Genomic DNA, 21,519 nt, shown 5'->3' on the forward strand with positions numbered 1-21,519 from the left:
CCATAGCGCGTTATGCGCGATGATCCTCACTCTCACGACCCCGAGCCATACGGCTCCCACTCTCACGGCTCCTGCTCTGGCGGCCCGAAACGACCGCGGGCGTTGATCCTGTCGGCCTACGATGTGGGCAGCCACCGTCGCTGGCGGCAGCAGTTGGTGGCCTGCCAGCCCGCCTACGACTGGCAGGTGCTGACGCTGCCGCCGCGTTTCTTCCGCTGGCGTATCCGGGGCAATGCCCTGAGCTGGCTGCGGGAGCCAGCCCTGTCGCGATCCTGGGATCTGTTGGTGGTCACCTCGATGGTGGATCTGGCGACTCTCAAGGGGCTCCAGCCTCAGCTGGCGAGGGTGCCGACCCTGCTGTACATGCACGAGAACCAGTTTGCCTACCCGGAGTCCGCCGGCCAGCACCAGAGCATCGACCCGCAGCTGGTCAACCTGTACAGCGCCATCGCCGCCGATCGGGTGGCCTTCAACAGTGAGTGGAACCGGCAGAGCTTCCTCACTGCTGTCGACGCCCTGCTGCGTAAGCTGCCGGATGCGGTGCCGGCCGGCGTGGTGGACTCGATCCGGGCCAAATCCCTGGTCTTGCCGGTGCCGCTGGAGGACCGGCTGTTCGTGTCCCGCCAGCAGCCCCATAACCGTGATGAGCCCCATCTGCTGTGGAATCATCGTTGGGAGTACGACAAAGGCCCGGGGCGCCTGCTCGCTCTTTTACAACGGCTGGAGGCGCAGGGGCAGCGATTCCGGCTGAGTGTGGTTGGGGAGCGTTTCCGCAGTCAGCCGCCGGAGTTCGAGGCCATTCGCAGCCGCTTCGGGCATCGGCTGGAGCACTGGGGGTTCCTGGAGGATCGGGATGGCTACGACACCCTGCTCGCCCGTGCCGATGTGGTGGTGTCGACGGCGTTGCATGATTTCCAGGGCCTGGCGATGCTGGAGGCGATGGCCTCCGGGTGCCTGGCACTGGCGCCGGATCGGCTGGCCTATCCGGAATACGTACCGGAACACCAGCGTTACCCCAGCCACCCGACCGATGAGGGCGCCGAGGCGCGGGCAGCGGCCCATTGTCTCACCGCCCTGTTGGATGCCGACGCCTCGCCGGTGCAGCCCCGGCAATGGAGCCTGTCTCATCTGGGGCCCCGTTACCGGGAACTGTTGGCGGAGCTGGTGGTGCAGCAGGTCAGGGAATGAACCAGACGTCCCGGGATAGCCACAATTGCGCATTCAGCACCCCCGGGCCCGGTGTACACTGGCGGAAGAAACCAAGGAGTTCGTCATGCAATACCTGCACACCATGGTCCGGGTCCACGACCTGGACAAATCCCTGCACTTTTATTGTGACCTGCTGGGACTGACCGAAATCAGCCGCAAAGACAGCGACCGCGGCCGGTTCACCCTGGTGTTCCTGGCAGCCCCGGACGACGAAGCGCGGGCCCGGGAAGAGAAAGCGCCAACGCTGGAGCTGACCTACAACTGGGACCCGGAGGAGTACACCGGAGGCCGCAATTTCGGGCATTTGGCGTTCCGGGTGGATGACATCTATGCCCTGTGTGAGCACCTTCAGCGCCATGGCGTCACCATCAACCGCCCGCCCCGGGATGGCCACATGGCGTTTGTCCGCTCACCGGACGGCATTTCCATTGAACTGTTACAAAAGGGGGAGCCGCTGCCAGCGGCTGAACCCTGGGCCAGTATGGAGAACACCGGTAGCTGGTAGCCTGCGTCGCCGGTGCCTACATGGCCAAGCCTGGCCGGATTGCGTAGAATCCGGCCATCATTCCTTACTCTCATTGCCTGGAAACCAGTATGTTAGCAGTCATTCTCTCCGGCGGGTCTGGCACCCGCCTCTGGCCCCTGTCCCGGGAAGCATACCCCAAGCAGTTCCTGCCGGTTGTCACTGACGATACGCTGTTGGCCGAGACCATTCAGCGGGGTCTGCAGCTGGACGAAAACGCCCGCGTTATGGCGATTACCAATGAAGACCACCGTTTCGTGGTGGCTGCCCAGCTTCACGCCCAGGCCAGCCAGCGCACCGAGGGAATCATCCTGGAGCCGGTAGGGCGTAACACTGCACCGGCCATCGCCCTGGCGGCCCTGGCGGCGGGCGCGGAGTCTGATGAACTGCTGCTGGTGATGCCGTCTGACCAGGTGCTGAAAGACATGAAGGCGTTCCGTGACGCGGTCGACAAGGGCGCCGAAGCGGCGCGTGCCGGCAAGCTGGTGACCTTCGGCATTGTGCCGTCCTCGCCCCATACCGGCTATGGCTACATCAAAGCCGGCAAGGACCAGGGTGGCTACGCGGATGTGGCGGCGTTTGTGGAGAAACCCAACGAAGCGCGGGCACAGGAATACCTGGACGAAGGCGGCTACCTCTGGAACAGCGGCATGTTCCTGTTCCGGGCCGACCGCTACCTGGAGGAGCTGGCGGAACACCAGCCGGCGATGCTGGCAGCCTGCCGTCAGGCCTGGGACGGCAAAGAGGGCGATATGGACTTCATCCGGGTCGCCCGGGAAGCGTTCGAGGCCTGTCCTGACGATTCCATCGATTACGCGGTGATGGAAAAAACCCGAGACGCGGTGGTGGTGCCGCTGGACGCCGGCTGGTCAGACGTGGGCTCCTGGTCAGCGCTGTGGGAAATCCAGCCGCAGGATGAACATGGCAACGTCTGCCGCGGCGATGTCATCACCGAGGACGTTTCCGGCTCTTACATCCATTCCGAAAGCCGACTGATTGCGGCCCTCGGGGTGGACGACCACGTCATCGTGGAAACCGATGACGTGGTGCTGGTGGCGGATCGCTCCCGGGTCCAGGAAGTGAAAAAGCTGGTGGCCAAGGTCAAGGCCAGTGGCCGCCTGGAACACCGTTTCCACAAGAAAGTACACCGCCCATGGGGCACCTACGAAGGCGTTGCTCAGGGCGATCGTTTTCAGGTCAAGCGCATTACCGTTAACCCGGGGGCGTCGTTGTCCCTGCAGAAGCACCACCACCGCGCCGAGCATTGGGTAGTGGTCAAAGGCACCGCCAATGTCCACCGTGGTGAGGAGACCCTGCTGCTGACGGAAGACCAGTCCACGTACATTCCCCTGGGCGTGACCCATCGGCTCACCAACCCGGGTGTGATCCCCCTGGAGTTGATTGAAGTGCAGACCGGCAGCTATCTTGGGGAAGACGACATTGTCCGGTTCGAGGATACCTATAACCGGGTGTAACCGTGTCAGGACGATGCGGCTCGACAATCTTAGCGGTCGTTCCATTTTCCGGAACGGCCCAACGCAAAAAGGAGTTTGCGATGGAAGACTGGCAAGGATGCCTCACTCCCGTCTGCCAGCAGGCGCTTCAGGTCGCCCTGCGGCAGGTTCGCGGCCGTCATGGCTGCGCCATTACCGTGGAGGATTTCCTCCTGGCTTTGCTGGAAAGCGCCCCTGCACTGGTACGCTTTCTGCGGGCCCGCGGCGTTGACCAGGACGAACTGGTTCGCACCATCCAGTGTGAACAGCCCACCGTAACCTCACTGGCCGGCAACAGTCAGCTATCCACCCAATTGCAGTACTGGCTGGCTCTCACCCGGGAGCAGAGTCCCCGGCCCTGGCTGGACTGGCCCCAATTGCTGGAAACCCTCGCCGTGTCGGCCGAACGCTTGCAGGACAAAGCCTATGTGGCGGTGTTGGAGCAGGTTTCCCGGTGGCCGGATGGCTCCTCGGATACGGACTCTGCCGATAACTCCCCGGGTCACCCCTGTGGCGCCACGGTATTGATCACCGATCCGGACTGGCTTGCCCTGGCAGAGGATGTTCGGGTTGCCCTGATGATGTCGGACCGGGCTCTGGTGTGGGTCAGCGGCCCAGCTGGCATTGGTAAGAGTGCCTGGCTGGCCGGGCTGGCTCCGATTCCCGGTCGGCGTCTGGAGTGGCTGCAGTGGCAGGATGATGACAGCTCGACATGGCTGAGTGTGCCCGCGGAGACAGCGGTGGCGACAGCCGACTATGCCCGCTCCTCTGTATTGGTGCTGGATCAGCTCTCCCCGGGGGATCTGTGCGAACTGCTGGGCAGCAATGGGTCGGAACTGGCTCGCCGGCTGAGGGCGCACGCCGGGCCGATCCTGCTGGTCGGTCGCTGCAGGCCGGAGGCGTCGGGCGCCGCTCGGGCACTGGAGTGCCGGCTTGGACGCACACTGCAGCGTTTGCGGTTTCCCCTGCCCGGGCGGGGCCAGCTGATGGCGGTGGTGCATGCCCATCAGCCCTGCCTGGAGAAACGCTGGCAGGTCCGTATAGAGTCTGACGCCCTGGCTCGTGTGGTGGCCGCCTGGCCCGATCCGGTTGATACCCCGGGCAAGGCGCTGGCTATCCTGGAGCGAGCAGCGGTACGCAAGGCCCTGCGGCTTCGCCAGGGGCAGGGCAGCGAAGCCATCCGGCTGGCGGGCGAAGTTCAGTTGCTGCGTCAGCGACTGTTGATTGGTCTGGCCCGGCAACAGCCGGTGGCCGAGCTGGAACGGGTTCTACACCAGCTTTGCCTGCAACAGACGGCGGCGGAAGTGAGCTGGCAGGAGGAACTGCACGCCGGAGCCCTTGATGATCTTCGTCCGCAGGACGTTGAGCAGGAGCTGATGCGCCTGCCGTGGCCTGACGGAGCGGAATGCCTGGTCCCGGGTTGCAGCGTTGCCCGCCAGGCGTCACTATGCAGCCAGAACAATCGGCTGCCCGGTTCGCCAGAGTGGGCAGCGCAGAGCACAACTTAGGGAGACGGTGGGTGCAAGACCTTGAAATCTACATACGCGACCTGGAGCCAGGGCAACTCAGCCACTGGTTGCAGGCTCACTTTGATGAGCTTGAGCTGGATGACGCCAGTCTTGACCGGCCCATGTTGAGAGGGCAGGGCAAGGTCAACGCGCAGCCGGTGAGCATCAGCCTGTACCCTGGTGCGATGGGGCTACGTTACGCCTGTCTGGTGCTGGAAGGCAATGAGCTGCCGTGGGCAAGCGATCTGGATTGCGCCCGCAGCGCCTGGGAGGCTCTCCAGGTTGAAGTTCGTTGCAGCCCCGGCGGCTGGCAGGAAGGTGATCCGGTAGCGGATGAGAAATGGTGGCGGCTGGATCAGCGTGGTGAGCAGCTGGTGGCCTGGAACTGAGGGGATTGACGGTCAGTGGCCGCTGGGAGGCGACCACTGACCGACGGCCTTACTCTTCGAGGATAGAGACGTTGTCGGCCTGCAGGCCTTTATCCGCTTCCACCACATCGAAACGTACTGCCTGGCCCTGACGCAGGACGCGACGGCCACGCCCGCGAATGGCGCGGAAGTGCACAAACACTTCGTCACCGCTTTCACGCACGATAAAGCCGAAGCCTTTCTTGACGTTGAACCACTTCACGGTACCTTCTTCATCACCTTCCGGTCCCTCGTTGTCGTCATCATCATCGTCAGACGCCTGCGTGCGGGACTGAGGCGCGCTGCGACGCGCGGCCTGGGGCTGCTGACGGCTCTGGCGCTGAGGCTGCTTCTGGGAGAAGGTGATGGCAAGGAACCCGGCCAGGGCGAACAGTACCAGAGTCAGCACATAGGCGCCGATTCCCTGGGCACTACCCAGTACAAAGGTGGGTTTGCCGGCCAGTTCTGAGCTGCCGGTTTGGGACAGGATCTGGAACAGTTCCGGGGTAAAGGTCACCAGGGCGAACGCGAGAACGAACGGGGCCGGGATGGCGATCAGGATGGCCAGGAGGATCGCTTTGGCTGGACTACGCATTGGGGGATGTTTCTCCGTTATTCAAAATTTCAAACTCTAACCAACAAGGCCGGGAATCGCGTACACTTGGATAACCGACCGGTGAACAACAGCCGCTACCAGAAACCGGTGCCGGCTGACAAAAGCGCGATCATAACAGATATCAGCGGGTACTGGCCAAGCGGACGCTACATCGGAGAAGCCACAACAGAGGAGTCTCACTGCCATGACTGAGAAGTCCCTGGAAACCCGACTGGAAGAGCTGGAAACCCGACTGGCCTTTCAGGACGACGTCATCAATATCCTCAACGAGCAAGTAGCCCGACAGGAGCTGGAACTGCGGGAATTGTGGGACGCCAAACGCCACCTCCACAAGCAGATCAAGGAGATGGCGCCTTCCAACATCAAGCCGGAAGAGGAAGAGACGCCACCTCCCCATTACTGAGCTTGAGTGGTTGCTGATGGTGCCAGTGGCCCATCAGGCCAGCAATTGCACCAGAATCTGTTCGTAGATGTCGGACAGGGTGTCGAGATCCTCGGCCTTCACGCATTCATCCACTTTGTGGATGGTGGCGTTGATTGGTCCGAGTTCCACCACCTGGGCGCCGGTCGGAGCAATGAAGCGGCCATCGGAAGTGCCTCCGGAGGTCGACAGTTCCGTCTCGCGCCCGGTGACCTGGCGAATGGCGTCCTGGGTCGCACTGACCAGGGCGCCGCGATCCGTGAGGAAGGGGCGGCCACTGAGGTTCCATTCCAGGTCGTAGTTGAGCTTGTGATCGTCGAGTATCTCGGACACCCGCTCAGCCAGGGATTCGGCCGTGTTTTCGGTGCAGTAGCGGAAGTTGAAGTGCACCAGCAGTTCACCCGGAATGATGTTGCTCCCGGTTCCCGACTCGATTCTGGTGATCTGGAAGGTGGTGGGCGGGAAGAATTCGTTACCACTGTCCCAGTGCTGGGTGCTGAGCGCGGTCAGTGCCGGCGCGGCGGTATGCACCGGGTTCTCTGCCAGGTGCGGGTACGCCACGTGGCCCTGGACCCCGTGTACGGTGAGGTAGCCATGCAGTGAGCCGCGACGGCCGTTTTTGATCACGTCGCCGACCAGCTCGGTGCTGGAGGGCTCGCCAATCAGACACCAGTCGATCTTCTCGTTCCTTGCCTCCAGTGTTTCCACCACTTTAACGGTGCCGCCCTTGGCGGGGCCTTCCTCGTCGCTGGTAATCAGCAGTGCGATTGAACCGCGATGCTCAGGGTAGCGAGCCACGAAGCGCTCACAGGCAGTGACAAACGCCGCCAGGCTGCCCTTCATGTCTGCCGCGCCGCGGCCGTGCAGAAAGCCGTCGCGAAGGGTGGCGTCGAACGGCGGCAGCGCCCAGTTCTTCTCTGGGCCGGTGGGAACCACGTCGGTGTGGCCGGCAAAGGCCAGTACCGGGCCGTCCTGGCCCTTTCGAGCCCACAGGTTGTCGGTATCGCCAAAGCGCAGGGATTCTCCCTGGAACCCCAGGGCCGCGAGACGGGACATCATCAGTTCCTGGCAGCCGGCATCGTCTGGTGTGACGGAGCGGCGGCGAATCAGTTCCATGGCGAGTTCGATGGTGGGCGAGTTACTCATTGGGTGGCCTGTCTGTTTCGAGGTAGGGCGAGCCCGGTCCGCTGTCAGGGCAGGGACCGGGCGTGATCAGGGCGTAGCCCTCAGTTGTTGGCGTGAAGCTCTTCGTTGAGTTCGATCGCGGTCTTGTTGGTCTTGCACTCAACTGCGCCGGTCTGGCTGTTACGACGGAACAGCAGGTCCGGCTTGCCGGCAAGGTCGCGGGCTTTGACGACTTCCACCAGGTTGTTGTGGTCGTCCAGCAGCGCCACTTTGGAGCCGGATGTGATGTACAGGCCTGCTTCCACTGTGCAGCGATCACCCAGCGGGATGCCAATGCCGGCGTTGGCGCCGATCAGGCAGTTCTCGCCCACGGAGATGATGATGTTGCCGCCGCCGGACAGGGTGCCCATGGTGGAGCAGCCGCCGCCCAGATCGGAACCCTTGCCGATCAGCACGCCTGCGGAGATCCGGCCTTCGATCATGCTGGTGCCTTCGGTACCGGCGTTGAAGTTGATGAAGCCTTCATGCATGACCGTGGTGCCTTCACCGACGTAGGCGCCCAGACGTACGCGGGCGGTGTCAGCGATACGGACCCCGGCGGGAACCACGTAGTCGGTCATCTGCGGGAACTTGTCGACGGATTTCACTTCCAGCACGCGGCCTTCAAGGCGCGCCTGGAGTTGGCGATCCGGCAGTTCTTTCAGGTCGATCGCGCCTTCGTTGGTCCACGCCAGGTTGGGCAGCAGTCCAAAGATGCCATCCAGCTTGAGGCCGTGGGGCTTGGCCTGGCGGTGGGAGATGAGGTGCAGCTTGAGGTACACCTCCGGGGTGCTGCTGGCGGTGTCGTCGCTTTCCAGTACCGTGACCACGACCGGGCGCTGGCTGTCTGCGGCCTTGCGGGCCAGGTCGGCCTGGGCTGCGTCGCCAGCGTCGGCCAGAGCCTGGGCGAGGGCGTTGAGCTGGTCGGCATTGGCGGCGAGCGCCTGATTGCCGCTGTTGTAGCCCAGGGCTGAACGGGCGGCATCAACCAGCGCGTCGGCCGGGTTGAGTACCGGTTGCTGGTAGAACACTTCCAGCCACTCGTTGCTGGTGTTCTGGGTACCGATGCCGATTCCGAATGCGAAACTCATGGCGCTGAATTCTCCTTCAATCTGGGATTTTGTGTTCGGGTCGCGCTGACGTCCTGTGGCCGTGTCGACGGCCCGGGCTCAGGGCGTGAAAGTGTTGGCCCAGTCATCGGCCTTGAAGCCGACGTAGACCTTGCCGTCCTGCTCAACCACCGGGCGCTTGATGATCGATGGGTTGTCGAGCATGACGGTGTGGGCGGATTGGGCGTCGATGTTATCACGAACCTCTTCCGGCAGCTTGCGCCAGGTGGTTCCGCGCCGGTTCAGCAGCAGCTCCCAGCCTACGGCCTGCTCCCAGCGGCTGAGCAGTTCCGGGTTTAGACCGTCTTTCTTGAAGTCGTGAAACTGGTGGTCGATGCCCGCCTCATCCAGCCACTTGCGGGCTTTCTTGACGGTGTCGCAGTTCTTGATGCCGTAGAGTTTCATGAGTCCTGACTCGTTGCTTGCAAGGGTTGGTTCGAGAGTTGGGCTGGTACCTGGCCGACTACCGCCATTAGCGTTGGCGCAGATAGGTCGCTATGCGTTCGGCTGCCGTCACGCATTCGTCCAGCGGCGCGACCAGTGCCATACGCACCCGGTGTTCGCCCGGGTTGTAGCCGTCAATGGTGCGTGACAGATAGCGGCCGGGCAGAACGTGTACGTTCTGGGTTTGTGCCAGTTCGAGGGCGAAGGTTTCGTCGTCCACCGGCGTCCTGGGCCAGAGATAGAAGCCTGCGTCCGGGAAATCGACCTCCATTACCTGCCGCAGAATGGGCACCACCGCCTCAAATTTGGCCCGATAGGCAGCCCGGTTTTCCCGCACATGGGCTTCGTCCTGCCACGCCGCCACGCTGGCGAGCTGGTGCTGAACCGGCATCGCGCAGCCATGGTAGGTGCGATAGCGCAGGTATTCCTTGAGGATGCGGGCGTCACCGGCGACAAAGCCGGAGCGCAGTCCGGGCAGGTTGCTGCGTTTGGACAGACTGTGGAACACCACGCAGCGGGCGAAGTCGTCCCGGCCCAGGGCGGCGCAGGTCTGCAACAGGCCTTCCGGCGGCTGGGCTTCGTCAGGGTAGAGCTCCGAGTAGCACTCGTCGGAGGCGATGATGAAGTCGTGGCGGTCCGCCAGCTCAATCACCCGTGCCAGGGTACTGCGGGGAATGACGGCGCCACTGGGGTTGCCGGGGGAGCACAGGAACAGAATCTGGCAGTCGTCCCAGACGCTGGCCGGCACCTGATCGAAATCCGGGATGAAACCGTTACTCTCGTCGCAGGCGAGGTAGTGGGGGCTGGCGCCTGCCAGCAGTGCCGCGCCCTCGTAGATCTGGTAGAACGGATTGGGGCTCACCACTTTGGCGCCGGGCCGACTGCGGTCCACCACCGACTGAACCAGCGAGAAGATGCCTTCCCGGGTGCCATTGACCGGCACTACGTGAGCGTCCGCGGTCAGCGTGCCTGCGGTCAGCTGAAAGCGGCGGGTGGCCCACGCCGCGATGGCTTCGCGCAGTTCGTCCAGACCACGGGTTGTCGGGTAGTTGGCCAGTCGGTCCAGGTTGTCCGCGATCACCTGTTTGACGAATTCGGGGGCCGGATGCTTGGGCTCGCCGATGCCCAGGGCGATGGCCGGGAGGTGGTCGGGCAGTTCAATGCCGGCCTTTAGCTTGCTCAGTTTTTCAAAGGGGTAGGGGTGCAGTCGGGACAGGTTGGGGTTCATTGAGTCTGGTCCAGCATGTTGCAGAGGTCTTCCTGAAGGCGATGACACACGTTCGGGTCCTGGATTGGCTGGCCGTGTTCGTCGGTGACGAAGAACACGTCTTCCACCCGTTCGCCAAGGGTGGCAATTTTGGCGGTGGCCAGGCGTACCCGGTGTTCCAGCAGGACCTGGCCGATTCGGGCCAGCAGGCCGGGGCGGTCGGGGGTGACGACTTCCATCACCGTGCGCTGATTGTAGGTGTCGTTTGAGAACGTCACCTCCGTCGGGAAGGCGAAGTGCTTGAGTTGTCTCGGGGTGCGCCGGTGAATAATGTCCGGGTAGTCCTCCGGGTCATCCAGTTCCTCGATCAGGCGCTTGCGTACCCGCTCCTTGCGGGCCGGGTCGATCCCCAGTGGTTGGCCCTTGTCATCCAGCACGACGTAGGAGCTGATGGAGTAGGGGCTGTTGGTGCAGGTGGTGATGCGGGCATCGGCGATGTTGAGGTTGAGCTGCTCCAACACCGCCGTTGTGGCCGCAAACAGTGCAACCCGATCTTTCATGTAGATGGTGATCTGGGAATAGCCCTCACTGGGGCCGCCGCGGGTGTCGCGGATCAGCACCAGGGGGTCAGGGTGGTCGCCATGGCGGATGATGGCGGCCGTCTGCCAGGCAATGTCCACGGTGGAGTCCTGGAGGAAGTAGTCCTGGTCCAGGTTGTCCCAGATGCTGTCGATCTGCTCGTCACTGAAGCCCTGGGACAGCAGCATTTCCCGGGCTTCAGTGCGGGTGGCCCGGACCCACTCCTGGCGGTCCACCGGGTTGTCGTTGCCGCGGCTCAGAACCCGTTTCGCCTCAATGTACAGCTGCCTCAGCAGGGAGGCGCGCCAGGTGTTCCAGAGCGAGGGGTTGGTGGCGCTGATGTCGCAGACGGTGAGCACGTACAGGTAATCAAGGTGCACCTCGCTGGGCACGGACCGGGCGAAGCCCTGGATAATGTCAGGGTCGGAGATGTCCTTGCGCTGGGCTGTCATCGACATCAGCAGGTGGTTCTCAACCAGCCAGGCAATGAGCTGGGTATCGCGCTCGCTGAGGTGGTGGCGCTGACAGAATGCTTCGGCGTCGATCGCCCCCAGTTCGGAATGATCCCCGCCCCGGCCCTTGGCGACGTCGTGATAGAGCCCGGCAATGTAAAGGGTTTCCAGTTTCGGCAGTCGATGGATCAGGCGCGATGCCAGCGGGAACTCGGTGCGGGCGTCCGGGCCGGTCAGGCGCACCATGTTGCGGATCACCCGCAGGGTATGGGCGTCCACTGTGTAGATGTGGAACAGGTCGTGCTGCATCTGGCCGATGATCTGGCCAAATTCCGGCAGGTAGCGCCCCAGCACATTGTACTTTTTCATGTACGACAGGGTCTGATCCAGCGCATGGGGCGTTTTCAGCAGCTCCATGAAGAGGGTCGTTACCGCCAGGTCGCCGCGGAAGGCATCGTCAATAAGGTGCCGGTGGGCCCGCAGGGAACGAATGGTGGTGGCGCGGATGCCCTTGATCTCCGGATGCTGCGCCATCAACACGAAGATCTCCAGAATGGCGTAGGGCGCGTAGGCAAAGACCTGGTTGTTGATCGCTTCAATGTAACGGTTACGGACCTGGAAGCGTTTGTTCAGCGGCTGGATGGTTTCCTGGCCCTCGCTGGCGAGGATGGCCTCGTCGTAGTACTGAAGGATGACGTCGGCCAGCTCGGCCAGCGCCAGCACGGTGCGGTAGTAAGCCTGCATCATCGCTTCCACGCCCAGGCGACGGCCTTCGTCACGGTAACCCAGCAGGTGAGCCAGAGCTCGCTGGTGATCAAACAGCAGCCGGTTCTCGTTGCGATCGGCGATCAGTTGCAGGCCATAACGCAGTCGCCAGAGGAAGGTCTCGCCCTCGAGCAGAATCCGGTGTTCTTCTTCGGTCAGTATGCTGAAGCGAGTCAGATCGGCGATGCTCTGCAGGCCGAAATGCCGCTTGGTGATCCAGCCAATGGTCTGGATGTCCCGTAGCGCCCCGGGGGAGCCTTTGACGTTGGGCTCGAGGTTGTACTCAGTGTCGCCGTATTTGGTGTGGCGGGCCTGTTGCTCCTCCCGCTTGGCGATGAAGTACTCCCGGTCGGTCATGATGTCATCGGAGTAGATAGCATCGCTCAGGGTTGAGCGCAGTTCGTCCGGGCCGGCCACCGTCCGGGTTTCCAGCAGATTGGTGAGAATGGTGACGTCGTCGCGGGCGGCGTGCTTGCTTTCTTCCAGGCTGCGGACACTGTGGCCGATGTCCAGGCGCAGGTCCCAGAGCAGCGTGATGAAGGCACCGAGATCTTCCTGCCAGTCGTCCTCAACGCCGTTGCGGGTGAGAATCAGCAGATCGATATCAGAATGGGGGTGAAGCTCGCCGCGACCGTAACCGCCCACAGCGACCAGGGCAATGTCCGGGGAAGTGGCGAAAGGGTAGCGCGACCAGATGAGCTGGAGAACCCGGTCGATGGTGTTGGCGCGGGACTGCACCAGCTCCCGCACCCCGGCACCCTGGCGAAAGGCCTCGGCATCCGCGTTGTAGCGGGATTGCAGCAGTTCGCGGGCTGCCAGGACCGGGGACAGGTCCTCGCGGACTCGGGTTTCCAGCGCGGCCGTGTCCACCTAGAACGACTCTTCGGTTCGCTTGGTGAGTACTTCGCAGCCGTCGGCGGTCACCAGCAGGGTGTGTTCCCACTGGGCGGACAGTTTGTGGTCCTTGGTGACCACGGTCCAGCCGTCTGGCAGCAGCTTGGTCTGGTACTTGCCCTGGTTGATCATCGGCTCGATGGTGAAGGTCATGCCTTCCTGGAGTTCGAACCCGGTGCCTGGCTTGCCGTAATGCATGACCTGCGGCTCTTCATGGAACACCTTGCCAATACCGTGACCGCAGTAGTCCCGAACCACCGAATAACGATGCTTCTCGGCGTGACGCTGGATTACGTGGCCGATGTCCCCCAGGCGGGCGCCTGGCTTGACCAGTTCAATACCTTTATAGAGACATTCCTGGGTAATCTGGATCAGTCGCTCGGTGCCGGGCTTGGGCTTGCCCACAATGAACATCTTGCTGGTATCACCGTGGTACTCATCCTTAATGACGGTAACATCGATGTTCATAATGTCGCCGTCCTTGAGGATTTTCTTTTCCGACGGAATGCCGTGGCAGATCACGTGGTTGACCGACGTGCAGATCGACTTCGGAAACCCCTTGTAGTTCAGCGGAGCCGGAATCGCCTTCTGTACATTGACGATGTAATCGTGACAGATGCGGTCCAGTTCCTCGGTGGAAACGCCAGGCTTGATGTACTCGCCAATCATCTCCAGCACTTCGGCCGCCAGACGGCCGGCGACACGCATCTTCTCGATTTCTTCCGGGGTCTTGATCGTTACCTGCATTGGGCTTCCTGTTGATTTGGATCAAACCGGCATTTTAAGGGTGCGCAGTTCCGGGTACAAGGCAGTGGCCGCCTTCGCTGGTGCCTTAAAAGGTACGAAAGCAATGGCGCCGGGGTTTGCTTTTGTGGTATAAACGCGCCCGCCGGACATCAATCCGGTAAATTCGCACACGCGTCGACACGTTGTCCCAGGGTGCCCCCTTAACAGGTGGGGTTGGGGCAATCGGACGTGTGGAGGACTAACCCGAAGCTAAAAGGTATATATCATGGCTCAGGTAAATATGCGTGACCTGCTGAAAGCAGGTGCTCACTTTGGTCACCAGACCCGTTACTGGAACCCGAAAATGGGTAAGTACATCTTTGGTGCCCGTAACAAGATTCATATCATCAACCTGGAGCAGACTGTTCCTGCCATGAACGACGCGCTGAAGTTCGTTCAGCAGCTGGCAGAGAGCAAGAACAAGGTCCTGTTCGTTGGCACCAAGCGTGCTGCCGCCAAGATCGTTAAGGAAGAAGCCGAGCGCGCTGGCCAGCCGTTCGTAAACCACCGCTGGTTGGGTGGTATGCTGACCAACTACAAGACCATTCGTCAGTCCATCCGTCGCTACCGTGATCTGGAAGCCCAGAGCAAAGACGGTACTTTCGACAAGCTGACCAAGAAAGAAGCCCTCGAGCGTACCCGCGAGATGGACAAGCTGGAGCGCAGCATCGGCGGTATCAAGGACATGGGTGGCCTGCCGGACGCTCTGTTCGTGATCGACGTTGACCACGAGCGCATCGCGATCAAGGAAGCCAACAAGCTGGGCATCCCGGTCATCGGCGTAGTTGATACCAACAGCGATCCTGACGGCGTTGACTATGTCATCCCGGGCAACGACGACGCGATCCGTGCGATCCAGATCTACGTTAAGGCGGTTGCCGATACCTGTGTTGAAGGTACTCAGGCTGGCGCCGGCGCTGATGAGTTTGTAGAAGTCAGCGAAGACGCCGAAGGCGCAGCTCCGGCTGCCGAGTAAGACGCCTGGCGTCATGTGCTGATCATCTTTCGGCGCTTGAATGTGGGGGCTGAGGAGAGAAACCTCCGGTCCCCCTTTCTTCAGGTGCGAAAGGTACGGGCAAGACCCGACTCCACCCGAGTGGGAGGATCAGCGTTCTGAACAGCCGAGGCTGTTCAGGTTTTCCTGAATATCTGTACCGGCCCCATAAGGGACGGGACTCCAGATTCCTGACATTGAGAGGATTGAACATGGCTGCAATTACCGCTGCAATGGTCAAAGAACTGCGTGAGCGTACCGGTCTTGGCATGATGGAGTGCAAGAAGGCACTGGTAGAAGCTGACGGCAGTGTGGAAACCGCTATCGAAGAGCTGCGTAAGTCTTCCGGTCTGAAGGCCGCCAAAAAAGCTGGTCGTACCGCTGCTGAAGGCGTTGCCCTGATCAAGGTATCCGACGACAACACCGTCGCCTACGTCCTGGAAGTCAACTCCGAGACTGACTTTGTTGCCCGTGATGACAACTTCATGGCTTTCGCCAATGACGTTCTGGCCGTTGCGTTCGACAAAGGCGAGACTGACGTTGCCAAGCTGATGGAAGGCGAACTGGAAGAGAAGCGCCAGGGCCTGGTTCAGAAGATCGGCGAGAACATCACTGTTCGTCGTCTGCTGAAGGTTGAAGGTCCGGTTGTTGGTGGCTACGTCCACAGCAACAACAAGATCGCTTCCGTTGTTGCCATTTCTGCTGGTGACTCCGAAGTGGCTCGCGACGTTGCCATGCACGCCGCTGCGGTTAACCCGCGCGTTGGCAAGCCAGAAGACATGCCTGCTGAAGAGCTGGAAAAAGAGAAGGAAATCATCAAGGCCCAGCCGGATATGGAAGGCAAGCCTGATGAAATCGTTGAGAAGATGATGGGCGGCCGGATCAAGAAGTTCCTGAAAGAGAACAGCCTGGTCGAGCAGCCGTTCGTCAAGAACCCGGACCAGACCGTTGGTGAGCTGATCAAGGCTGCCGGTGGTGAGCTGGTTGGCTTCATTCGCCTGGAAGTTGGCGAAGGCATCGAGAAGGAAGAAGTGGACTTTGCTGCCGAGGTTGCTGCTGCAGCCGGTACCGGCAAGGCCTGATCCTGCTCCCAGGGCCCGGAATCAACGATTGTCGGGCCCGACAAAGACTGCCACGTTGGCTGGGGAAACCCGGCCCTCGTGGCGGGCTTGTATCTGAGATACCCCTTTTTTACCGCCGGATTGGCTGGAGAGGTATGTCAGATGCGAGTCCGGACAGTGATCGCGCCGGTCGACAGGCGTGGTCCTCCCGCAGCGTCGTCATCCTGCCAGCCAATGTATAGAGGGGATCATCATGCCTAAGTCTTCGAACAGCCAGCCACGGTACAAGCGAGTTCTGCTGAAACTCAGTGGTGAGGCGCTCATGGGTGAGCACGATTTCGGCATTGATCCGAAGGTGCTGGACCGAATGGCCCTGGAGATCGGCGCGTTGATCGGTATCGGGGTCCAGGTTGGCCTGGTGATCGGTGGTGGTAACCTGTTCCGCGGTGCCGCCCTGAACGCGGCGGGCATGGACCGGGTAACCGGTGACCACATGGGGATGCTGGCAACCGTCATGAACGCCCTGGCGATGCGGGATGCCCTGGAGCGCTCCAACATCCGTACACGGGTGATGTCGGCCATTCCGATGAGCGGCATCGTTGAGCATTACGACCGCCGTCGTGCGGTTCGCGATCTCAAGGATGGCGATGTTGTGATCTTCTGCGCCGGTACCGGCAACCCCTTCTTCACCACCGATTCCTCCGCCTGCCTGCGTGGCATCGAAATCGAAGCCGACGCCGTGCTCAAGGCCACCAAGGTGGATGGCATCTACTCCGCCGATCCGGTCAAGGATCCGTCAGCGGAGAAATACGACTATCTGACCTATGATCAGGTGTTGGACATGAAGCTGGAAGTCATGGACCTGACCGCAATCTGTCTGGCCCGTGATCACGGCATGCCGTTGCGGATCTTCGACATGAACCAGCCGGGCGTGTTGACCCGGATTGTCACCGGCGAGCCGGAAGGCACACTGGTCGACTGAGTCGGCGACAGACAACGTTTTTTTACCAGACACAGAATTGAGGATGCTGCAGTGATCAACGAAATCAAATCCGATGCCGAAACGCGCATGAAGAAGAGCCTGGAAGCTCTGGGTTCAGCATTCAACAAGATCCGCACCGGTCGCGCCCATCCGGCGATCCTGGATAGCGTGATGGTGAGCTATTACGGTCAGGATACCCCGCTGAAGCAGGTGGCCGCGGTTAACGTCGAAGACAACCGTACCCTGGTGGTGGCGCCCTGGGAGAAGAACCTGACGCCGACCATCGAGAAGGCCATCATGATGTCTGATCTGGGCCTGAACCCGTCCACCAACGGTGACGTGATTCGGGTACCGATGCCGATGCTGACCGAGGAAACCCGTCGCGAGATGGTCAAGCAGGCCAAGGCAGATGCCGAGCACGCCCGTGTCTCCATCCGCAACGCCCGCCGGGACGCCAACAATGACATCAAGGACCTGGTGAAGGAGAAAGAGATCTCCGAAGACGACCAGCGTCGCGGTGAGGAAGAGGTCCAGAAGCTGACCGACCGCTACGTAGCCGAGGTCGAGAAGATGCTCAAATCCAAGGAAGAGGACCTGATGGCGGTCTAGACCGTCACGGTTCGGCGTTCACCAACCACCGGCAGAGAGCCTTCCCAGGCGCTGCCGGTCAGGGGTTAGCATGACGGAAAAGGTATCCGCAGATATTCCGGTCTCGGCGGCGACGCGGCCCCGGCACGTGGCGATCATCATGGATGGCAACAACCGCTGGGCCAAGGCGCAGCGCCTGAAAGGGGTTGCCGGTCACAAGGCCGGGGTCAAGGCCGTCAAGTCGGTGGTGGAAACCTGCGCCCGGGAAGGGGTGGAAGTACTCACCCTGTTTGCGTTCTCAAGCGAGAACTGGCGTCGTCCGGAGGACGAGGTATCGGCATTGATGCGGTTGTTCCTGTTCGCGCTGGAACGGGAAGTCAAGAAATTGCACCGCAACAATATCCGGCTGCGGATCATTGGCGATCGTAGTGCCTTCAGCGCCGTGCTCCAGGAACATATGGCCCGTGCCGAAGAGTTGACCCGTCACAATACCCGCATGACGCTGGTGATTGCCGCCAACTACGGTGGCCACTGGGATATCACCCAGGCCACCCGCCAGGTGGCGGCAGACGTGGCGGCAGGGCGCCTGGCGCCGTCCGATATCACCGATGACCTGATTCAGCAGCACCTCTCCATCGGCGACCTGCCCATGCCGGATCTGATGATCCGTACGGCCGGTGAGCAGCGGATCAGCAACTTCCTGCTCTGGCACCTGGCCTATACCGAATTCTACTTCTCAGAGGTGTTCTGGCCGGATTTCCACGAAGCGGAGATGCGCGAGGCGTTGGAAGCCTACTCCCGTCGTCAGCGCCGGTTTGGCCAGACTGACGATCAGATTTCCGCCGCGTGCTCGCCCGACAATAACGACGAATAAGCGACCCGACTCGTGTTAAAGACCCGTATTATCACTGCCCTGATCCTGGCTCCCATTGCGATCGGGGGCATCTTCTTTCTACCGCCACTGGGCTTCGCCCTGTTTACCGGTCTGATCATTGCCATTGGTGCCTGGGAGTGGGCCAATATGGCAGGACTGACGTCCCAGGCCGCCCGTTTTGGCTATGCCGCAGTCGTTGCCGCCGTGTTGTACCTGTTGTACCAGCCCCTGGCCTGGGTGAACTGGGTGGCGCTGGTGTGGTGGGGAATCTGTCTGCTGTTGGTGCGCAGCTACCCCAAGGGCACGGATCGGTGGTCACCGGTGCCGGTGCGGGCGCTGATGGGCGTGCTGGTTCTGGTACCGGCCTGGGTTGGTTTGAACCAGCTGCGCAATGGCGACGTCGAGTTTGGCCGTCTGGACAACAACCTGCTGGTTATTCTCTACGTCTTCTGCATTGTCTGGGTCGCGGACATCGGTGCCTATTTTGCCGGTCGCGCCTTTGGCAAGGCCAAGCTGGCGCCCCGGGTCAGCCCCGGTAAATCCTGGGCTGGGGTATGGGGTGGCCTGGCTGCCGTTGCGGCGTTGGCGACATTGTGCAGTCTGGCAGCAGAGGCGACCCTGATGGAGGGCTCACTGCTGGTCATCGCCAGTTTGCTGACCGGGGCCATTTCGGTTCTCGGTGACCTGCTGGAGAGCATGCTCAAGCGCCATCGCGGTATCAAGGACAGCAGCCAACTGTTGCCCGGACATGGCGGCATCATGGACCGGATCGACAGTCTCACCGCCGCAATTCCGGTGTTTGCACTGTTGGTTGGGTTGTTGGGCTGGCTGCGGGCCGGGGTGGCATGATGCGCTCGGTGACGGTCCTGGGCGCCACCGGCTCCATTGGTCAGAGCACACTGGATGTCATCCGTCGCCACCCGCATCGGTTCCGCGTAGAGGCGCTGACGGCCAGTACCCGGGTCGACGAAATGGCTCTCCTGTGTCAGGAGTTTCAGCCTTCGGTTGCCGTGATGGCGGACGCCGCCGCAGCGGCCGAGTTGCAATCCCGTTTGTCCGGTACCGGCATCGAGGTGCTGACAGGGGAATCGGGGTTGTGTGCGGTCGCTGGTGATGCAGGCTGTGATACCGTTATGGCGGCCATTGTGGGGGCGGCCGGTCTGGCGCCCACCCTGGCAGCTGTCAAGGCCGGCAAGCGGGTTCTGCTGGCCAACAAGGAAGCACTGGTGATGTCCGGTCAGTTGTTCATGGACGCAGTGGCCCACTCTGGCGCCGAGCTGCTGCCGATCGACAGCGAGCACAATGCCATCTTCCAATGCTTGCCCGCAGGGCAGAGTCGGCAGTTGGATGCCGCCGGTGTCCGCCGAATTCTGCTGACCGCCTCCGGCGGCCCTTTCCGTACCTTCAGCGTCGAGCAACTCCAGGATGTTACCCCGGAGCAGGCCTGTGCCCATCCCAACTGGTCCATGGGGCAGAAAATCTCTGTCGATTCCGCCTCGCTGATGAACAAGGGGCTGGAGCTTATCGAAGCCTGCTGGCTGTTCAACACTGATCCCGGTAAGGTGGAGGTGCACGTCCATCCTGAAAGCATCATTCACTCCATGGTGGACTACGAGGATGGCTCCGTGCTGGCGCAGTTGGGTAGCCCCGACATGCGCACGCCTATCGCCAACGGCCTGGCGTGGCCGGAGCGGATTGAAGCCGGTGTGCCGCCTCTGGACCTGTTTGCCATTGGTCGTTTCAACTTTGAGCGCCCGGACCCGGACCGTTTTCCCTGTCTGCGACTCGCCGCCGAGGCGTTCTATGCCGGAGCGACGGCGCCAGCCATCCTGAACGCCGCCAACGAAGTGGCTGTTGATGCCTTTCTGAAGCGTAAGATTCGTTTTGTGGATATCCCGGCTATCATTGAGCGGACCCTGGCGCGGGTGGCGATTGAACCGGCAAGCAATTTTGAGGCAATCTTTGCCAAGGATGACGAAGCTCGAGTGGTGGCCCTTGAGCAGATCCGTTAATCTCTCAATAATTGAGAATGACTAGCAAATGACATTATGATGCAGCTATTGCAGACCATACTGGCATTGGTGCTGACCCTGGGAATCCTGGTCACCATCCACGAGTATGGCCATTTCTTGGTGGCCCGGCGCTGCGGGGTCAAGGTGTTGCGGTTTTCCGTTGGCTTCGGCAATCCGGTCTACTCCTGGTACGATCGCCACGGTACCGAGTTTGCGATCGCGCTGATTCCCCTGGGTGGCTACGTCAAGATGCTCGACGAGCGCGAAGGGCCCGTGCCGGAAGAACTCCGGGATCAGGCGTTTACCTCCAAATCGCCGGGTCAGCGTATTGCGATTGCCTCGGCTGGTCCTATCGCCAACTTCCTGTTCGCCATTGCTGCTTACTGGCTCCTCGGCGTGGTCGGATTCAATGCCCTGGCCCCGATTGTGGGGGAAGTGGAGCAGGATTCGGTCGCTGGACGACTTGGCCTGGAAAGTGGGATGGAAGTGACTGAGGTTGATGGCCGCCGGGTATCGTCCTGGCAGGACATCAACATGCGCCTGCTGGAGCGTGCAGGGGAGCATGGGTCAGTCTCGATGACGGTCATCGACGACGGCTTGTCCCGTCAGCTTCAGGCCTCCCTCAATGGCTGGCAGTTGGATGACGAAGCACCATTGCCTTTGAGTCAGTTTGGCGTATCGCCCTGGCGACCGGCGGTGCCGGCGGTGATTGATCAGGTGCTCGAAGACGGTCGTGCCGCCTTGGCCGGGCTGCGACCCGGTGATGAAGTAACGGCGGTGGACGGTGAGCCCGTGGCCGGCTGGTACGAACTGGTGAAGGTGATTCGGGGCGCGCCAGAGCAGGCCCTGGAGCTGTCAGTGCTGCGCGATGGGCAACTGATGCTGGTAGCCATTACGCCGGCGGAGCAGGTGCAGGATTCCGGAGAGAGCATCGGTTACGTTGGTGCAGGTGTGCAGCCGGTCGATTGGCCTGAGAGCATGCTCCGGGAGGTCGGTTACAATCCGCTGGCGGCGATTCCGTATGCGATTGAGCGCACCTGGGCCGATACCCGGCTGACGCTGGTGGCGATCAAGAAAATGGTTACCGGGCTGCTGTCTCCCAAAAATCTCAGTGGTCCGATTACCATTGCCCGGGTGGCGGAGCAGAGCGTCAGTTCCGGATTTGAGGATTTTATTCGTTTCCTGGCCTACCTGAGTGTCAGTCTCGGCGTGCTTAACCTGCTGCCGATTCCGGTACTCGATGGCGGCCATATCGTTTTCTATACCATTGAAGCCATTCGCCGTAAGCCGGTCTCGGAACAGGTTCAGGCGCTAGGATTACGAATTGGTATGGTAATGATTCTTTCATTGATGGTGTTTGCACTTTACAACGACCTGATGCGGTTGTGAGAATTGCCACCTTCTTACGCGCACCAACAGGCGAAGTTATTG

21 protein-coding genes are annotated in these 21,519 nt (G+C 61.4%); 14 read left to right on the top strand and 7 right to left on the bottom strand.

Translation table 11 applies throughout. The features are described from left to right. The first annotated feature begins 12 nt into the window (after positions 1-12). From J2887_RS07685 to J2887_RS07705, 5 genes are all read left to right on the top strand, one after another. A complete protein-coding gene (locus J2887_RS07685) occupies positions 13-1,188 on the top strand; it encodes a tRNA-queuosine alpha-mannosyltransferase domain-containing protein (protein WP_227175395.1) in 1,176 nt (391 codons plus the stop codon). 85 nt (positions 1,189-1,273) lie between these two features. After that, the gene (gene gloA / locus J2887_RS07690) at positions 1,274-1,714 is read left to right on the top strand and encodes a lactoylglutathione lyase (RefSeq protein WP_227175396.1); all 441 of its coding nucleotides are present in this window, start codon (positions 1,274-1,276) and stop codon (positions 1,712-1,714) included. Positions 1,715-1,803: 89 nt separating this feature from the next. Next, positions 1,804-3,207, top strand: a complete 1,404-nt coding sequence (locus tag J2887_RS07695; RefSeq protein WP_227175397.1) for a mannose-1-phosphate guanylyltransferase/mannose-6-phosphate isomerase — start codon at positions 1,804-1,806, stop codon at positions 3,205-3,207. An 80-nt stretch (positions 3,208-3,287) separates the two neighbouring features. After that, positions 3,288-4,733 carry a hypothetical protein gene (locus tag J2887_RS07700; protein WP_227175398.1) on the top strand — a complete coding sequence of 482 codons (1,446 nt, stop codon included), beginning with the start codon at positions 3,288-3,290 and terminating at the stop codon, positions 4,731-4,733. 11 nt (positions 4,734-4,744) lie between these two features. Next, positions 4,745-5,122, top strand: coding sequence for a hypothetical protein (locus tag J2887_RS07705; protein ID WP_227175399.1), 378 nt, complete (start codon positions 4,745-4,747; stop codon positions 5,120-5,122). Between the two features lie 49 nt (positions 5,123-5,171). On the opposite strand, the gene J2887_RS21760 is transcribed toward J2887_RS07705, so the two are convergent. Further along, on the bottom strand, positions 5,172-5,735 hold the full coding sequence (locus J2887_RS21760; protein ID WP_282450525.1) for a cold-shock protein: 564 nt from the start codon (positions 5,733-5,735) through the stop codon (positions 5,172-5,174). 205 nt (positions 5,736-5,940) lie between these two features. Here J2887_RS21760 and J2887_RS07715 point away from each other — a divergent pair, with 205 nt between their 5' ends. Next, on the top strand, positions 5,941-6,159 hold the full coding sequence (locus J2887_RS07715; RefSeq protein ID WP_227175400.1) for a SlyX family protein: 219 nt from the start codon (positions 5,941-5,943) through the stop codon (positions 6,157-6,159). Positions 6,160-6,192: 33 nt separating this feature from the next. On the opposite strand, the gene dapE is transcribed toward J2887_RS07715, so the two are convergent. The 6 genes from dapE to map form a co-directional block, all read right to left on the bottom strand. After that, positions 6,193-7,323 (bottom strand): succinyl-diaminopimelate desuccinylase, encoded by a 1,131-nt coding sequence (gene dapE, locus J2887_RS07720; protein ID WP_227175401.1) that lies wholly within the window; start codon positions 7,321-7,323, stop codon positions 6,193-6,195. An 80-nt stretch (positions 7,324-7,403) separates the two neighbouring features. Further along, positions 7,404-8,432, bottom strand: a complete 1,029-nt coding sequence (gene dapD / locus J2887_RS07725; RefSeq protein WP_227175402.1) for a 2,3,4,5-tetrahydropyridine-2,6-dicarboxylate N-succinyltransferase — start codon at positions 8,430-8,432, stop codon at positions 7,404-7,406. Positions 8,433-8,510: 78 nt separating this feature from the next. Next, the gene (locus J2887_RS07730) at positions 8,511-8,855 is read right to left on the bottom strand and encodes an ArsC family reductase (protein WP_227175403.1); all 345 of its coding nucleotides are present in this window, start codon (positions 8,853-8,855) and stop codon (positions 8,511-8,513) included. A 67-nt stretch (positions 8,856-8,922) separates the two neighbouring features. Next, the gene (dapC, locus tag J2887_RS07735) at positions 8,923-10,122 is read right to left on the bottom strand and encodes a succinyldiaminopimelate transaminase (protein ID WP_227175404.1); all 1,200 of its coding nucleotides are present in this window, start codon (positions 10,120-10,122) and stop codon (positions 8,923-8,925) included. After that, entirely contained in the window at positions 10,119-12,767 is a 2,649-nt protein-coding gene (locus J2887_RS07740) for a [protein-PII] uridylyltransferase (RefSeq protein WP_227175405.1), read from the bottom strand. The genes dapC and J2887_RS07740 overlap by 4 nt, the downstream gene beginning before the upstream one ends. Next, entirely contained in the window at positions 12,768-13,538 is a 771-nt protein-coding gene (map, locus tag J2887_RS07745) for a type I methionyl aminopeptidase (protein WP_227175406.1), read from the bottom strand. A 265-nt stretch (positions 13,539-13,803) separates the two neighbouring features. On the opposite strand from map, the gene rpsB reads away from it, so the two are divergent. The 8 genes from rpsB to rseP all read left to right on the top strand — a co-directional run bounded on the left by rpsB (position 13,804) and on the right by rseP (position 21,477). After that, entirely contained in the window at positions 13,804-14,553 is a 750-nt protein-coding gene (rpsB, locus tag J2887_RS07750; RefSeq protein ID WP_227175407.1) for a 30S ribosomal protein S2, read from the top strand. A 230-nt stretch (positions 14,554-14,783) separates the two neighbouring features. Continuing rightward, the gene (tsf, locus tag J2887_RS07755) at positions 14,784-15,653 is read left to right on the top strand and encodes a translation elongation factor Ts (protein WP_227175408.1); all 870 of its coding nucleotides are present in this window, start codon (positions 14,784-14,786) and stop codon (positions 15,651-15,653) included. Positions 15,654-15,885: 232 nt separating this feature from the next. Further along, positions 15,886-16,614, top strand: a complete 729-nt coding sequence (gene pyrH, locus J2887_RS07760) for a UMP kinase (protein ID WP_227175409.1) — start codon at positions 15,886-15,888, stop codon at positions 16,612-16,614. 51 nt (positions 16,615-16,665) lie between these two features. Then, positions 16,666-17,223: a ribosome recycling factor gene (gene frr, locus J2887_RS07765; protein WP_228752845.1), complete on the top strand. Its 558-nt coding sequence runs from the start codon at positions 16,666-16,668 to the stop codon at positions 17,221-17,223. A gap of 70 nt (positions 17,224-17,293) precedes the next feature. Then, positions 17,294-18,076 (top strand): polyprenyl diphosphate synthase, encoded by a 783-nt coding sequence (gene uppS / locus J2887_RS07770; RefSeq protein ID WP_227175410.1) that lies wholly within the window; start codon positions 17,294-17,296, stop codon positions 18,074-18,076. A gap of 12 nt (positions 18,077-18,088) precedes the next feature. Next, on the top strand, positions 18,089-18,925 hold the full coding sequence (locus J2887_RS07775) for a phosphatidate cytidylyltransferase (protein ID WP_227175411.1): 837 nt from the start codon (positions 18,089-18,091) through the stop codon (positions 18,923-18,925). Continuing rightward, entirely contained in the window at positions 18,925-20,088 is a 1,164-nt protein-coding gene (gene ispC, locus J2887_RS07780; protein WP_227176075.1) for a 1-deoxy-D-xylulose-5-phosphate reductoisomerase, read from the top strand. Before J2887_RS07775 ends, ispC begins: the two co-directional genes overlap by 1 nt. 39 nt (positions 20,089-20,127) lie before the next feature. Continuing rightward, the gene (gene rseP / locus J2887_RS07785) at positions 20,128-21,477 is read left to right on the top strand and encodes an RIP metalloprotease RseP (protein WP_227176076.1); all 1,350 of its coding nucleotides are present in this window, start codon (positions 20,128-20,130) and stop codon (positions 21,475-21,477) included. Positions 21,478-21,519: the final 42 nt, after the last annotated feature.

The sequence above is a fragment of the Marinobacter sp. CA1 genome (assembly GCF_020546665.1).
Lineage (GTDB): Bacteria > Pseudomonadota > Gammaproteobacteria > Pseudomonadales > Oleiphilaceae > Marinobacter > Marinobacter xestospongiae.

What these genes read in the sequence shown, in the direction of transcription:
- J2887_RS07685 (WP_227175395.1), top strand. Translation starts at nt 13, where the DNA reads ATGCGCGATGATCCTCACTCTCACGACCCCGAGCCATACGGCTCCCAC.
- gloA (WP_227175396.1), top strand. Translation starts at nt 1,274, where the DNA reads ATGCAATACCTGCACACCATGGTCCGGGTCCACGACCTGGACAAATCC.
- J2887_RS07695 (WP_227175397.1), top strand. Translation starts at nt 1,804, where the DNA reads ATGTTAGCAGTCATTCTCTCCGGCGGGTCTGGCACCCGCCTCTGGCCC.
- J2887_RS07700 (WP_227175398.1), top strand. Translation starts at nt 3,288, where the DNA reads ATGGAAGACTGGCAAGGATGCCTCACTCCCGTCTGCCAGCAGGCGCTT.
- J2887_RS21760 (WP_282450525.1), bottom strand. Translation starts at nt 5,735, where the DNA reads ATGCGTAGTCCAGCCAAAGCGATCCTCCTGGCCATCCTGATCGCCATC.
- J2887_RS07715 (WP_227175400.1), top strand. Translation starts at nt 5,941, where the DNA reads ATGACTGAGAAGTCCCTGGAAACCCGACTGGAAGAGCTGGAAACCCGA.
- dapE (WP_227175401.1), bottom strand. Translation starts at nt 7,323, where the DNA reads ATGAGTAACTCGCCCACCATCGAACTCGCCATGGAACTGATTCGCCGC.
- dapD (WP_227175402.1), bottom strand. Translation starts at nt 8,432, where the DNA reads ATGAGTTTCGCATTCGGAATCGGCATCGGTACCCAGAACACCAGCAAC.
- J2887_RS07730 (WP_227175403.1), bottom strand. Translation starts at nt 8,855, where the DNA reads ATGAAACTCTACGGCATCAAGAACTGCGACACCGTCAAGAAAGCCCGC.
- dapC (WP_227175404.1), bottom strand. Translation starts at nt 10,122, where the DNA reads ATGAACCCCAACCTGTCCCGACTGCACCCCTACCCCTTTGAAAAACTG.
- map (WP_227175406.1), bottom strand. Translation starts at nt 13,538, where the DNA reads ATGCAGGTAACGATCAAGACCCCGGAAGAAATCGAGAAGATGCGTGTC.
- rpsB (WP_227175407.1), top strand. Translation starts at nt 13,804, where the DNA reads ATGGCTCAGGTAAATATGCGTGACCTGCTGAAAGCAGGTGCTCACTTT.
- tsf (WP_227175408.1), top strand. Translation starts at nt 14,784, where the DNA reads ATGGCTGCAATTACCGCTGCAATGGTCAAAGAACTGCGTGAGCGTACC.
- pyrH (WP_227175409.1), top strand. Translation starts at nt 15,886, where the DNA reads ATGCCTAAGTCTTCGAACAGCCAGCCACGGTACAAGCGAGTTCTGCTG.
- uppS (WP_227175410.1), top strand. Translation starts at nt 17,294, where the DNA reads ATGACGGAAAAGGTATCCGCAGATATTCCGGTCTCGGCGGCGACGCGG.
- ispC (WP_227176075.1), top strand. Translation starts at nt 18,925, where the DNA reads ATGCGCTCGGTGACGGTCCTGGGCGCCACCGGCTCCATTGGTCAGAGC.
- rseP (WP_227176076.1), top strand. Translation starts at nt 20,128, where the DNA reads ATGCAGCTATTGCAGACCATACTGGCATTGGTGCTGACCCTGGGAATC.